We start from the raw sequence: 13359 nt of genomic DNA, 5'->3' as shown, positions 1-13359 counted from the left end.
TAAAACTCCTTAAATGTAAATGTTAAGCCAGAAGTGATAGAGCCCTGCCCTGAACCAATCTATGAGCTGGTTGGATCTGAGACCCGGGTTCTTCTACCATCTTAAGACGTGCACTTAGACCGTAATACTGGCATTTAATATTTATATTTAATTAATCCTGCCTGATTTATTCGCTTTTTGCAAGCCCTTCAAGGTAGAGCTCGCGAATTTCGGTTGCCTTTTCAATTGCCAGGTCTATTGCCTCGAATAGCTCTGTCTCGGTAAGCGGGGCAGGACCCATCTTCTGCATGCCTGCAACAGACCCGTCCGAACTGGAAACGATGGTCAGTTTTGTTTCGCAAACTGCCTCCTCGTCAAGGGAGGGATCAACCATCAGTTTTGAGCCTATCTTGGCAAGGGTTATGCCGACAGGCATCTCTTTCATTGCAAGGGGCACATTCTCGCCCAGTCCCTGCTGTTCGTTCGGGACAACTGTGGTCATGAGGGCTGCGATCGCAGCAAGACAGGATGCATCAATGATATTTCCGTCATCGTTCAGGATATGGATATCTATAAAGACAATCCATACTGATTCTCCAACCGTTATGCAAAGCTTCTTTATATCAATTGCGCCTGATTCTCGGATCCCTCTGTCAACAACCCTTGCCATTTCGATCGCTTCTTCTCTTGGAGGCCCGGGCTCAAATTCTGGAGAAGCTATAGGGTTAAGTTCAAGGTTGGTGATAATCACGCCTTCATCCTGGGAGTCTGGAAATGGAGTTCCGGTCTGGAGCTTCACACCTACAAGAACCTGAGTGTTCCCAAGAGTGACTTTTGCAGAACCTTCAGCTTTGGAAATCACGTTTGTTTCGAGCTTGAGATCCCTGAACTCTTTAAATCCGCGCCCATCCTGGCGCTTTTCTTTGACCATCAGGCTGTAAATATAGTCCTTCTTAAGTGTAGCTATGATTTCACTCATCTTTTTCACCTCTGGATCCGGCTTCAGAGGGGTCTTTTACTACCTTCCAGGGACCTTCGGACTTTTCTTCTTCAGGCTCTTCTTCTGCCTCCGCCCCTTCAGTGGAAACTTCTGTAGTTTCAGCCTCGGATTCGGCCTCTCTTTCAGGCTCAATAGCTTCTTCTGAGGCAGTGGTTTCCTCAACTTCGGCTTCTTCCTCAACTTCGGCTTCTTCCTCAACTTCGGCTTCTTCCTCAACTTCGGCTTCTTCCTCAACTTCGGCTTCTTCCTCAACTTCGGCTTCTTCCTCAACTTCGGCTTCTTCCGAAGAAGAGGCCTCTTCTTCGGAAGGTTCCTCAGTTTCAGACCCAAGTTCTATTTCTTCTTCGGCTTCTCCGGAAGCAGTTTCTTTCTCGAGCCTGGCTTCGATTTCTTCGAACTCTTTTAGTTCGGGAGTACCTTCAAAAGAGGCTTCAAACTCGGCTTCCTCTTCAAGAGCTTCTTCTTCAAATTCCTCTTCTTCGAGTTCTTCTCCTAAATCTTCCTCTAAATCTTCCTCTAAATCTTCTTCGGATTCAGCCTCTTCTTCAATATCTTCCTCGAGCTCTTCTTCGAAGTCAGGTACTACTTCACTGGAAAGGATATCCGCTTCAGATGGTTCTTCCGAGATCCCTGCTCCTAATTCTTCAGCTTCCTCAAAAGCCTCTTCAACTACTACTTCCGGAGCAAGCTCGGAGGCAGGTATGGCCTCTTCTTTTCCGTCTTCCTTTTCAGCTCCTGTAGCTACTTCCGAGATCTCATCAACAGGTGTTTCAAACTTCTTTCTAAGAACTGCCTGCTGGATTTCAAGGATTTCCTTGCAACCTTTCTTTACCAGTTCCATACCTTTTTTAATCTCTTCTGGAGTAAGGTGCCCGTCCATCTGAACAAGAGTAATTTCCCCGTCCTGGGTCATTGCTACAGGGAAGTCAGCGTCTCCGTAGTTATCCTCTTCCTTGTTGAGGTCAAGTACAATCTGTCCGTCAACTTTTCCGAAAGCACAGGAGGTAATGAGCCCTTTCATAGGAATGCCGGCATCTGCAAGAGCTATGCTTGAGGCATTAATTGCTGCTGTCCTTGTCCCTGCATCGGCCTGAAGCACTTCTACAAAGATATCAATTGCTGTCTTCGGAAACATCTCGGCCATAATTACAGGTTCGAAAGCTTCCCTGGAAACCTTTGAGATTTCGATGCTCCGCCTGCTGGGTCCCGGACGGGCACGGTCTTCCACGGAGAATGATGCCATATTATATCTGTAACGGATAACTGCCGAGTCTGCGCGCTGGCTACGGCGAGGATGAGCTTCCCTGGGGCCGAAAACGCCTACAAGGATCTTATTCCTGCCCCATTCAAGATAACATGAACCGTCGGCTCGCGAAAGTACGCCGATCTCAATTTTCATGGGCCTTATCTCATCCGCACGCCTCCCATCAAGGCGCAGCCCATCGTCAGCGATTAATTTTTCAGGTTTATCACTCATACTTTAATCTCCAAACAACTCCTAAACCAAAATATTCTAGAGAAGCTTACCTAAAATCCTCTTGACTTTATCCGGAATCAATTCTTCGGGTCCAGCAGTACATCGATCTTTCTGTATATATCTTCGGAATGATCTTCCTTTGCTGTGCTCGCACCTTTCTTCTCATTTCTAAAAAATTTAACGGGCTTGGACTCTTTCTCTTTCATCCGTTCATTTTTCAAAAAATTGTAGATCCGGTCTGTCAATCCGGAACGCTGGGCTTCGACTTCGATTTTCCGGAGAGCCTTACTCAAAAGCTCTATATCCTCGTCCTTTCCATCAATCCATATTCTGCCGTTCTGGCCTACGAAAATGCTGCAGTTTGTCTCTTTCTTCAGCATGGAAATCATGGAACCGCCGTGTCCTATTACACGGGGGACTTTTACAGGCTCAACTTCAACAATCTGGCCTGTTTTGAGTTTATGAAGGCTCGGGTCCCTCAGGGCAAGCTCGATTTTCATGGAGCTGTCTACATCTCTTACCCTGAGAATTGCAGAGTCACCTACGTTCAGGATTTCAGGCATTTCCCGGGACTCGACTCTTCTAGGATACTCGGATACATGGAGCAGACCATCATAAGGACCTGCAATATCCAGTATCCAGTTGGATGGAGTAACCACAATAACGATCCCTATCACCACATCATTCACCGAGGGGATATACGCTCCCGCAAGTGGGATCACTCCAACTTTATCCTCTTTGAGGTTTTCAATACCACAAAGCGAAGAATAGATCTTATCGTTCTTGATATACGTCCCGTATCCGGCTTTTTTCATGCTCTCGGATAACAGGTCACCAGGGATCACTATTTTTTTATCCATCCAACATCCTCTTATAAAAGTTTAGTTTGAGCCTCTCCCTTCGTTAGATGATTTATAAGAGCGTAAAAATCAGTCTGGACTCCCGCAGGAATCCTCACTACTGCAACCCAGGAGCCGTCACGCTGCCATTCTTCCTTTGTAATGCTTCCGGCTCTGGAAATATCTCCGTATGCTTTGGGGGCATATTCGGGAGGGATTTTTACAGCAATACTAATTTCTTCAAAGCGTATCGGGATAAGCGGGCGAATGGCTTTCATCGTAATGGTTACCAGCTGATCTACGCTTTTTAAAGGGTCTATATGCACCTTTGCCTCTTCCATCGCTCTTTCTATCCTTGCGGGAGGATGGGGTGCTCTAGTCTGAGGGTTTATAGCATTTCTGGAAATGGTATAGATAACCTTTTTCTTTTTCTCTTCAAGCATTCGTTTTCTCTGATCAGCGGTGAGTTGAAGCTCTCCGCTCTTCAGGATCACGGCAGCAATTTCAAAGGGATCGGTTGTCTCAAAAGAGTTGATTATATCGGACTCTGCTGCCCGGTCCCCTTTGTTTGCATCTTCGAAGATAGTTTCAACTGCCAGAATGTCTTCGAGGTTTACTTCCTCTCCTCGCTTGTAGGCCAGAGCCCCTTCGGGCTCGACCAGGACTTCGAAATGTTTGCTGCCTCTTTTAAGCCGGGCAGTCACTGCCTCGTCCAGGGACACCATTTTCGAATACCTTCTCTAAAATGTAAGTTTGAGAATCTGAAATTCTCTGCTTACTCATTCTTTAAATATTTATAGGTTTTATTCTTTGTTTTCAGTTCCCTTGTGTTTCTCAAGGATCTGCTGAACGTAGTTCCCAACTTCTTCAGGTTCCAGTTTTCTGAATTTCTTGTCCAGAAGGGATACAACACCTACTTCAAGGGTTCCGGCATCGAATTTGCCTTCAGCTGCTTTATAAAGTGCATCCATCCCGAGGAGGATAGCAGCTTCAATATTCATATCTTCCCTGTAGTCTGCCTCAAAAACCTCAACAACTGCATTTCTGCCTGCACCTATAGCTGTTGCCTTATACTCGAGAAGAGCGCCGCTTGGGTCGGTCTCAAAGAGCCTTGGCTTTTTGTCGTCCACGCCGGCAATCAGGAGTGCAGTTCCGTACGGGCGAACTCCGCCGTACTGGGTGTAGGTCTGCTTGTGGTCACAGATTTTCTTGGAGATTACCTCCACACCTATGAGTTCGTCATAAGAAACCCTGTTTACCTGGGCTTCTACACGGGCCCTGTCAACAAGGGCGCGGGCGTCTGCCACAAGCCCTGAGGTTGCGGCTCCTATGTGGTCATCAATCTGGAATATTTTTTCGATTGATTCGGCTTCCACAAGTCTGCTCGTTATTCGCTTGTCGACCAGCAGCACTACCCCATCGGCTGCCTTGATTCCTACGGCTGTTGTTCCCCTTTTGACCGCTTCGCGGGCATACTCTACCTGGAAAAGTCTTCCGTCAGGGCTGAAAACCGTAATTGCCCTGTCATAACCCATCTGTGGTGCCATCTGCATATTCCGTATCTCCTTGCCTTTATTTATGTTCCATATGTTTTAATTTTCCCGGCTAGAAACCGGTCATTTTTTCCCTAGGGATTTCAAATCCGCAGAATCGTCTGCTAAACCACCGCATGCCCAAAAAAGGCTTTGGTCAGTAAGAGCTATAAACCTGTGCGGATATCCCGAAAATTCAGGAGCTTAAAGTCCCAGACCCAGTGTTCAGGTAAGGAAACCGACTTTTGGTTCCCTATAAGGTATTTCTTCCTTATTAGAGTTTTTAGCCTTTTATGCGGGACTTTCAATCCTGAACCGATTTTTTCGGACGAAACCAGCGGAAAATACCCCGGTTACCGGGAGTTTAAAGGCACTTTTACCCTGTACAGTACGTTCTTCAGGCGCAACCCGAATTCACGCACTTCAATTAATTTTTTAACAGGGTTTGAAGGTCCATTCCAATGTTAACTATGTCCGTTAATAAAGTGTATTTACTCAGTTATAATGCTTATGAGAGCCGGGGCTTTCCGGCGTTTAAAGCCAGATCTGAAACCTGTAGGGAAGAATTTATTTTCCTGCATGCTCCACACCCGGAATTCAGGGATATCCCCGATTCAGACCCTTTACCACTCATACGTAAATTGCCAGGAGTCCCGGCAAAGCTGCTCTTTTGTCGATCAGTTCTGCCAGTCAGTATTATACTTTGTTACACTAATACTCATTCAGTATAGTATATATTAGACAGCTTATTCGACAATTGCTGCATCTTTCAACCCTGAGGAATTCGAGCCTGAAACTTTTACTTAAGCATTCGCTTCTTGTGCAAGCACTCGCTTAATAATGGCTGATTGTACCTGCAGATTTCTGTAACTGCTAGGCAGATATCCGGGTTTTACTTCATATAAATAAGACCGGATATAAACGAGACTACATATAAACCCTATGAGCCAGTGTATGTCTGTTGTATGTATAAAGGATACAGGATACCTGTGCTAAAGAACAGGGTATCTGTGCTCCAGGGTACTGTGCTTAAATTTTCAGAATGCCTGTTTCGCCTGCGTACTTGCCAGGGAGACTTTCTCAACTTTTAAGGCGGATAACGCACATCCGCTTCCGGATAAACGCTCCGATTAAGTTTTCCCGCATATACCAGAGAGTCAGCATCAAATAAACCAGTATGGTGGTTTGCGGTAATAGCCGGGATTCTGAAAACCCTAGGCTCATCCCTGATTTTTCCGTATCGCAGATAAGCTTTCCAGAATTTTTACTTTAACTATTCTTTAACTATTTACAAGTCTCATTCCAGTTTTAAGGAACTTAACTCAAGATTTAACTCCAGCTTTCACCCTGTAGAAACTTTTCCGTAGCTCGTTTAACAGTGCCTGAAGATCCCAGCACATGAATAGTCGCTCTTTTTCCGTTGATCCGGGTCACAGTGGCCAGTGATGCTCTTGTTTCTTTAACCTTCGTATGAGAGCACTGGATAATTCCTTTTCCGTTTTCAAATCCCAGAACTTTAATATCACAGTCGCTGGTCGTAACATCTCCGAGCAGTGAGGAAGCAGATGAAATGACTTCTTTAACAATGTCACTTCTGCTCACAGGCTCTTCTGAGATCAGCTCAAAAGCGAGATAGCGCTTTTTAGCGCGGAGTGAAGGTAGCAGGCGTTTCAAAAGAGGTCCTCTCCCTCAAGCACTTCGATACCTTCCCTTATATATCCCGGACCAGGGCGATTCTTCTTGAGAATTCTTTCAGGAACAGTGCTTATTGCATTAAGAGCCTCATCTTCTTCAAGCCCGCAAACCTCAGCAAGGGCAATAGTTTCCATGGGGGATCGCAGGTCAAAACAGGACACGGCATCACTGCAAAGTACAAGAGAAACCTCGTATTTTCTCGCAAGCTCAAGGTTTGCTTTGAGGTCGGACAGCAGGCGAATGCGCCTGAAACCCCGGTAATGAAGAAGAGGTCTCAGGGTAATACCTATTGCAACTCCGTTTTCTGCAGCTGCTTTTGCCAGAACCTGGTTTAGCCCGCTGCTCCTGTCAAAAGCCGGGTGGTTCAGGATGTCTACCCTAGGATTTTCGAGCGCAGCTCTGTTGACTGCCTCAGACCCTCCGTGTACAATCAGGACATCCATTGAGTTCCTGAATTTTCCTATCAAGCTGTTCAGTTTTGAGGGGTTTTCCTCCACAAGCTCAATCCCCTGAAAGACCTCAAAACCCTCTATTGAAGGCAGTACTGGCTTTTTATCAGGAAGTTTATCGGAATGGTTAGCAAGGGCAATCCCGCTGTATCCAAGATGCCGGGAATAGGAGGCAAGTTCCGGAGCAGTGTTATCTCCATCCGGAGCTGCATGAACGCAAAAATCATAAAATTTAGGTTTACCCAAATAACTCCTCCACTATGGCTCCGGCTTTTTCCCTGTTCTTCGGATAGGTCTCGATCTTGACCTTTGCAATAATAGCGTCAGAAGAGTTAGTCAGTTTTACCTGCTGCAGGTATGCAGCCTGTTTGTCGAAGCGGAGGTGAAAAACCGTATCATCGTCCAGCCTCTCAGGCATTTCTTTCCTGAGCATACCCATATCTTCTTCCGAAATGTTTTCCCGGACAAAACGGGCAAATTTCAGGCATTCTGCCTTCTTTTTAAGCTGCACGCTAAGGATAGTAATTGGATTTCCGTGGTGCCCTTCGGCCTGAAGCTCTTCTATAAGCTTATTCCCTTCCTTTACGCCGGCACCGGATAAAAAAAAGTCCAGAGCCTCGCGGACTCTGGATACGTCTTCGGTTGCGTGGGCGATCACACGCATTGTTATGTGATGAATCACTTGCCTCGACTCTGATGCGCACGGATGCTCGGCCTGGTCTTTTCAGTTCCCTTGCCGCGTGTGGTCATGCCTCTGCCCTTCCTGCCAGCGCTGGTTTTGCCTCTGGTAGCTCTACCCCTGATGGACGCGTCGCAGACCCAGTTCAGGTTCTTGTCGCTCTTTATTACAGGGTGGTGAGGGTCTACAAGGATGACTTCAAACCACTTGTGCTTCCCATCTTCTCCTACCCAGTAAGAGTTCAGGACTTCAAGATTCGGGTATTTGCGATCTGCACGGGCTTCGGCGATCCTCTGGATGCTCATTCCGCCTGAGATCTTATTCGTCCCCATTTTCTGGGTTCTTCTTCCACGTTTGGGCCTTATTTTACCAAGCCCACCGCGGCGCACGTTTACTCTGACAACTATAATGCCCTGCTTGGCTTTGTATCCAAGGGAGCGTGCCCTGTCGATTCTTGTGGGCCTTTCAATTCTGGTCACAGAGCCCTGCTTTCTCCAGACCTGCATGCGCTCCCAGCGGAGCTCGTTCACGTAAGTCTCATCAGGGTTTTTCCACGCATCACGTATATATCCGTAAAAAGATTTTGACAATTTAAACACCAAGTTTCACTTATGTTTCATGGTTCAGCCCTGCCTGCAGGACCACATTCCAACGGGATCTAATCCCGAAAATGAAACATGCGATACAACTGAATCATTTGATTTAAAGCTTTGCCCATAAGAAAGCTTTTTAGAAACAAAGAATTAGAGAACAAGAAAAAGAATTAGAGAAAAAGAATTAGAGAAAAAGAAAAAGAAAAAGAAAAAGAAAAAAGAAACATAGGCGAAAAACGAGAGGAAAATAAGATAATAGAAAAAAGTATGGATTCTACATAACAAAATAACTGCTCATACTTCTATATCACTAAACCAGATAGTAAATTTTGTTCCCTGATCTCTTTCAAGCTTTATACAGCCGTCTATCTGCTCAACAAGAATGTTTACTAACTGTAGCCCAAGGGAACTGGAGTTCTCAAAATCTATTTCTTCAGGAATCCCTTTTCCATTATCCGATACTTCAAGTACATAATGGAAGTCTTTTTTTCCTATATGATCCATGTTTTGACAGGAAATATCACTTTTGGGGGTAAAATCTTCGGCTCTGCGAAGGTTTATGTAGATCTCGCCTTCCCGTTTTGTAGGAAAAGCGTGCTTAAAAGAGTTTGAAACCAGTTCGTTTACAATAATTCCAAGAGGGATTGCAGTATCCATTCCAAGATAAACCTGCTCGAGTTTCAGATTGAAACTGATTTCCTTATTACCAAGATTGTAAGAATTGAAAAGATCCGTAGTCAGCTTCCTCAGGTAAGCTGCAAAGTCAAGTGTGTCGATTTTATCTCCTTTATACAACTCTTCATGAATGAGAGCCATAGAAATAATGCGGCCCTGGCTTTCCATGAATGCTTTGACAACTTCCGGAACCTTACAAACTTCAAGATGAGAGAAGGTTTCGGCCTGCAGGTTAAGCAGGGACGAAATTACCTGCAGATTATTCTTAATCCTGTGATGGATTTCTTTTATGCGGATATTCTCCATTTTTGCCAGGGCTTCTTCAGCTTCTTTTCTCTCGGTAATGTCCTGAACTATTCCTTTTATTCGAACAGGAGTATTTTTGTCATCAAAAATAACTTCGGATTGCATATGGACTGTGCGTTCTTCCCCATCAGCCCGGATTATTCTGTAATCAATACTGTAAGGCTTTCCCTTTATGGCTTTCATAGCAGTATTATATACATATTCTCTATCGCTGGGATGTATATAACTTAAAAATTCCTCGTAAGTTGGATGCGGTTCCTGAAGATTGCGTCCAAAAATGCGGTCCAGTTCATCAGACCAGTATGATTTCTCAGTCTCAATTTCCCATTCCCAGTTCCCAACATGGGCCATCTTTTGAGCTTCAGCAAGACCTTTTTCGCTTTCTTTTAAAGAATTGTAAGCCTTTTCAAGCTCTACTGTACGTTCTCTAACCAGTTTTTCTAAATTGTCGAGTGTTTCTTTTAATTTTGTTTCTGCTTTTTTTCGCTCGGTAATGTCCCTAATGATCATGCTTGTCTTTATACTGCCATCAGCATCTGTAAAGAGATTAGAGGAGATCTCACCGATAAAAGTTGATCCATTTTTTCGTCTGAATGTGAGTTCGGCCTTCGCCCGTCCTGCCAGTTCTCTTTCCTCAAGTGCTGCTGCAAGCTTGCCGTCCCTGACTACCAGCCCCTCTCTCCCTGCCTGTCTGATCTCATCTTCAGTCATGCCAAAGAGGTAACACGCTTGAGGGTTTGCAGAAAGAATAGTTCCATCGGGCATGGTAAGCAAAATCCCATCGAAACTACTTTCATACAGAGATCTATAGTGTTCCTCGCTGACGCATGCTTCTTCAGCGCTCCTGATCTCGGTAATATTTCTCCGCCCGGAACTTTCGATTTGCTCCCATTTCCCTTCTCTTTTAATCAAAGCAAACTGGTGATTTGCTATAATGTCGATTATATCGGTTGCATTGTATTTATCAAGGAAGTAAGTGCATAGAGTTATCATCGGATATCTGCCTGTGATATAACCTACTCTTTTCTCATAATTTACAAAATCACTCCAGTTTTCTCTTTCCAGCTTGCAAAAATTCTCTGCCGTTCTCAACCCTTCATAGCCGATGGCAAGGGCATTGTTAAGTTTTTCAACCCAGTTGTCCATGGCCTTCCCGGAATTAAAAATACCATCTTTTAAATACCAATCAGCATAAGAAATAAGCTCAATTTGCCCTTTTTCCAGATACACATCAAAATCAGGAACAGACCTTTTCAGGGCTTTTTTCGCCTCCTCGATATTTAGAGGCTCTGATGTGATCCAAATACATAGTTCGTTATCTTTCAGCCCTGCTTTGAAATAAGGGACAAGTATGTATAACAAATCTTCTTTTGTCTGGTAAAACTGGCAAAAATGTGTTCCCCAGCATATGTCACCAATGATCTCAACACCGGAAACTCTGATGTTATCTTGCATGCTCCTCTCCGACATTCGAGTATAAAGTTGAAAGATTCTTTGTCCTTATTTCAAGCATGTTCTATCAATAATGTAGTTTTATGCTGCTTTAGCTAAATTTTAGATTTACTCAATCTAAATCTAAATGTATCTTTACAGAAATTAATTTCATTGTTGAATGTTATATAATTGAATGCTTATATAAAAGTAAGAATTAATCATTTGTCTCTGTAGTTTTCCTTTTGAAGACTGCTCATAAATTGATTTTTCTTCTCAATATTATAGATTAAAAAACTGAGTTCTGGAACCAAGTCTTAAGAGGATTCAGGAGAATACCATATTGAGGAATAAGATGGGGTTGGAGGAAACTTGATTGAGGCTCTCAAATGGTTCTTTTGAACTTGCCAGGGGATCAGATATTAATTCTACTGTGTTAAATATTAACTCTACTTTATTGAAAATAGCTATTCTTTTGCTGTTTGTCTTTTTTCTTATACCTTAGGTCAGTGCAAAAGATTACACGCTGGAAGAAGCGACAACGAATATAACTATTGACCCGAATGGTGTAGTTCACGTTGAAGAAGCAATCTCATATGCATTTGACAGAAATTATAGCTATGTTTATAGAATGCTTAATACATCAACCGGGGAATCTATTCAGAATATCGAGGGATATTGTTCGGATAATGGATGTAAATTCAGAGTTGAAACGAATCCTGAAGGATATAAGTTAATAGGCGAGCTTCCAGATCCCACTCCGGAAAATTTGACTTTTTTTGTTTCTTACGACCATTACGGGGCAGTCAAAGTTCATAATGACATTTCTGAATTTCACAAGCTATGGGGAGAAGAATGGGAAAGACCCCTTGGAAGCCTGAAAGGAAGCATTACCTTTCCAGTAAAAAACGAAAACGAAATCCGATACTGGACCTGTCCAGCTGTCTATACACAAGAAGAGAACGTAGAACATAATGTCCTCAGTTTAAGGACAAAAGAGATCCCTCCTTCTCACTGGTATGAAATCAGAGTGGTTTTTCCAAGAATCGAATCCCCAAATTCCAGCTTTGTTCAGGTAGATAATGCAGAAAAGCTTGAAGAAATATTAACTACTGAGAAAGAATATCAGCAGAAGGAGTTGAATTTAGAAAGCCTTTATAGAATAACTCGTTACTTTTTACTCTTTGTCCTAATATTTCCTTTCCTTATATATATTATATATGGAAAAGAGCTAAAAACAGATTACGAAGAGAAAATAGATTACGAAGAAAAAACAGATTACGAGGAGAAAACAAATTACGAGGGGAAAACAAATTATGAAAAGAAAATAAATTACGAAGAGAAGTATAAGAGAGAGCTGCCTGCAGATTCCAAACCTGCTGTAGTTAACGCCATTATGAAGGGGAGAATGGGTATTCCCACAATGGATGGATTTACTGCTACGTTCATGGATCTTGCTAATCGTGGTTATATTTCTTTGCGAAATTTAAAACCCGAAGAGATAAGCTCATCACATATTCCAAAATCCGAGCCAGAAGACTTTATGATAGAACTTAACTATGATGTATATTTCAAAGCTAAAGGAAACCTATCTGAACTGGAAGACTTTGAAGAAGATATACTTTACCTGTTAAAAAATCATGCTTCTGAAAGAAAAATCTCCTGGAAAGAACTTAGAAAGGAACTTGACGGTAGTATGGATTTTTATCAATTTATTACTTCCTGGAGTAAAAAAGTTCAAACCCATACTGAAATTGATAGGTTCTTCCAATCGACAGGATATCTATATATGAAATGGTTTTCTCGAGGCATTTTAATAGCGGCAATTGTTTATTATATTACAATTTCCGGATATTTCCCTTCCGACGAGTTTCCCCGGGTGTCAAAGATTAATGCACTGACCGCTTTAATCGGTATTTTAGGGTTCTTTATGACAAAAAACTCCGGAATGTTCGTAAAGACATTCGGACGCTGGACCCCTGAAGGAAATCTCTACTATGAACGCTGGGATAATTTTAAAGAATATCTAACAGACCTTTCTGCTCTCAAAGAATACCCCCCTGAATCAATAAAGACCTGGGATTTATATCTGGTATATGCGGCTTCTCTTGGAGTTGCAAAGCAGACTTTTCAAAATATGTCCCTGTTTGCTCCTTTTGAACAGCTTAAAGAGAGCTACTTCCGTCCCATAAGTTACTATTATAATCAGTCTGACCACAGATATGGAAATGCCTGCTCTTCGTCCTGTCCAGATGGGGAAGGTGGCGATATAGGTGGTGATCTTGGGAATAGGGGCGACGGTGCTGAATAAGTACTCATGTTACCTTGAGAGCCACCGAAAAGAAATATGAGAATCAACATGAGAATCAACATGAGAATCAACAGGCCATAATTAATCAGAACATCCAGAATTAACCAGCTTTGGAATATGTTACAGTGCCGGGTTGCAGATTACAGGAAATCAAAAGCCTGACCACTTAAACCGGATTTCTATCTATAGAGTAGTATTAATCGGAAGTATACAAAAAATGATCGTCCACTGTCAAGCAGTTGGTATTTGACACTATATTTTTTCAGCGCGGTTGAAGATTGATCCTTAATTTGATCGAAGCCAATCGTCAGACCGCGCGCGACGTTTATAAAGAAAGGTTTAAAGAAGGGTTGAAAGATGCCATTAAGGCTGCCCTATAATAATCAACCGACT

The 13359-nt window shown here is 43.2% G+C and carries 11 protein-coding genes and 1 pseudogene; 2 read left to right on the top strand and 10 right to left on the bottom strand.

The genetic code is table 11. From position 1 onward, the window contains the following. Window positions 1-166: 166 nt before the first annotated feature. The 10 genes from rrp42 to ACZ5A8_RS08775 all read right to left on the bottom strand — a co-directional run bounded on the left by rrp42 (window position 167) and on the right by ACZ5A8_RS08775 (window position 10679). The gene (rrp42, locus tag ACZ5A8_RS08820) at window positions 167-967 is read right to left on the bottom strand and encodes an exosome complex protein Rrp42 (RefSeq protein ID WP_464533405.1); all 801 of its coding nucleotides are present in this window, start codon (window positions 965-967) and stop codon (window positions 167-169) included. Beyond that, on the bottom strand, window positions 951-2456 hold the full coding sequence (rrp41, locus tag ACZ5A8_RS08815) for an exosome complex exonuclease Rrp41 (RefSeq protein ID WP_464533403.1): 1506 nt from the start codon (window positions 2454-2456) through the stop codon (window positions 951-953). The genes rrp42 and rrp41 overlap by 17 nt, the downstream gene beginning before the upstream one ends. Before the next feature lie 77 nt (window positions 2457-2533). Continuing rightward, a complete protein-coding gene (gene rrp4, locus ACZ5A8_RS08810) occupies window positions 2534-3316 on the bottom strand; it encodes an exosome complex RNA-binding protein Rrp4 (RefSeq protein WP_322224512.1) in 783 nt (260 codons plus the stop codon). A gap of 11 nt (window positions 3317-3327) precedes the next feature. Beyond that, window positions 3328-4020, bottom strand: a complete 693-nt coding sequence (locus ACZ5A8_RS08805; RefSeq protein ID WP_229391714.1) for a ribosome assembly factor SBDS — start codon at window positions 4018-4020, stop codon at window positions 3328-3330. Window positions 4021-4098: 78 nt separating this feature from the next. Next, window positions 4099-4848 (bottom strand): archaeal proteasome endopeptidase complex subunit alpha, encoded by a 750-nt coding sequence (gene psmA / locus ACZ5A8_RS08800; RefSeq protein ID WP_229391715.1) that lies wholly within the window; start codon window positions 4846-4848, stop codon window positions 4099-4101. Window positions 4849-6156: 1308 nt separating this feature from the next. Beyond that, the gene (locus tag ACZ5A8_RS08795) at window positions 6157-6501 is read right to left on the bottom strand and encodes an Rpp14/Pop5 family protein (protein WP_229391716.1); all 345 of its coding nucleotides are present in this window, start codon (window positions 6499-6501) and stop codon (window positions 6157-6159) included. After that, the gene (rnp3, locus tag ACZ5A8_RS08790; RefSeq protein ID WP_464533401.1) at window positions 6498-7217 is read right to left on the bottom strand and encodes a ribonuclease P protein component 3; all 720 of its coding nucleotides are present in this window, start codon (window positions 7215-7217) and stop codon (window positions 6498-6500) included. Before rnp3 ends, ACZ5A8_RS08795 begins: the two co-directional genes overlap by 4 nt. Next, complete coding sequence (locus tag ACZ5A8_RS08785; RefSeq protein WP_464533399.1) at window positions 7210-7653, bottom strand: RNA-binding protein; 444 nt, start codon at window positions 7651-7653, stop codon at window positions 7210-7212. Before ACZ5A8_RS08785 ends, rnp3 begins: the two co-directional genes overlap by 8 nt. Further along, window positions 7650-8240 (bottom strand): 50S ribosomal protein L15e, encoded by a 591-nt coding sequence (locus tag ACZ5A8_RS08780; protein WP_229391719.1) that lies wholly within the window; start codon window positions 8238-8240, stop codon window positions 7650-7652. The genes ACZ5A8_RS08785 and ACZ5A8_RS08780 overlap by 4 nt, the downstream gene beginning before the upstream one ends. Before the next feature lie 297 nt (window positions 8241-8537). Beyond that, window positions 8538-10679, bottom strand: a complete 2142-nt coding sequence (locus tag ACZ5A8_RS08775; protein ID WP_464533397.1) for an MEDS domain-containing protein — start codon at window positions 10677-10679, stop codon at window positions 8538-8540. Window positions 10680-11181: 502 nt separating this feature from the next. Here ACZ5A8_RS08775 and ACZ5A8_RS08770 point away from each other — a divergent pair. Together ACZ5A8_RS08770 and ACZ5A8_RS08765 are read left to right on the top strand one after the other, a co-directional pair. Beyond that, window positions 11182-11634 (top strand): annotated as a pseudogene (locus ACZ5A8_RS08770) (DUF2207 domain-containing protein); the annotation flags it as partial. Between the two features lie 51 nt (window positions 11635-11685). Continuing rightward, a complete protein-coding gene (locus ACZ5A8_RS08765; protein WP_464533396.1) occupies window positions 11686-12966 on the top strand; it encodes a DUF2207 family protein in 1281 nt (426 codons plus the stop codon). The last annotated feature ends 393 nt before the right edge of the window (window positions 12967-13359 follow it).

Source organism: Methanosarcina subterranea, assembly GCF_055385895.1.
Note: the sequence above shows the minus strand (reverse complement) of the source record. Positions and strands in the feature narration are given on the sequence as shown.

Bases quoted from the DNA above. Each gene is read 5' to 3' on its own strand.
- rrp41 (WP_464533403.1), bottom strand. From the start codon at position 2,456: ATGAGTGATAAACCTGAAAAATTAATCGCTGACGATGGGCTGCGCCTT.
- rrp4 (WP_322224512.1), bottom strand. From the start codon at position 3,316: ATGGATAAAAAAATAGTGATCCCTGGTGACCTGTTATCCGAGAGCATG.
- ACZ5A8_RS08805 (WP_229391714.1), bottom strand. From the start codon at position 4,020: ATGGTGTCCCTGGACGAGGCAGTGACTGCCCGGCTTAAAAGAGGCAGC.
- psmA (WP_229391715.1), bottom strand. From the start codon at position 4,848: ATGCAGATGGCACCACAGATGGGTTATGACAGGGCAATTACGGTTTTC.
- ACZ5A8_RS08775 (WP_464533397.1), bottom strand. From the start codon at position 10,679: ATGCAAGATAACATCAGAGTTTCCGGTGTTGAGATCATTGGTGACATA.